Origin of the sequence: Thermococcus sp. M36, from assembly GCF_012027355.1 — an archaeon.
Classification (GTDB): Archaea; Methanobacteriota_B; Thermococci; order Thermococcales; family Thermococcaceae; genus Thermococcus.
The window spans coordinates 1-399 of the sequence record NZ_SNUH01000316.1 but is presented as its reverse complement, the minus strand read 5'-3'; the positions used below and the strand labels follow the sequence as shown (position 1 = coordinate 399).

The 399-nt window shown below is 32.3% G+C and carries 1 protein-coding gene; it reads left to right on the top strand.

The genetic code is table 11. From position 1 onward, the window contains the following. On the top strand, positions 1-399 hold a 399-nt coding region (locus E3E36_RS12500), incomplete at both ends, for a DUF5686 family protein (protein WP_206203734.1).

Below are 399 nucleotides of genomic sequence, written 5' to 3'. Positions count from 1 at the left end.
TGGTGCCAATAGCAGACAATTTGAACCGTTAGAAAACCTTCCAGATAAATCTTATTTCACCACAACAACGGGTAATCCTTTAAACAGTTTTGAAACTTTTGTTCGTTTACGCTTTGCTTATTTAGAAAGAAATATAGAAGATAATTTTTTACGTGTAAGTCTGGGAAGTGATTATCCTATTGTTGATGTTGAATACACACATGCATTTCCGAATGTTTTAAAAAGCAGTTACACTTACGATAAGTTAGATTTCAGTATAAGCGATTATTTAAAAATTGCCCCTTACGGCAAACTCTATCTTAATTTATTTGCAGGAAAAATATATGGCACCGTTCCTTATCCTTTCTTAGACATTCAGCCCGGTAATGAAATGTATTACTACAATTCTTATGCATTTAA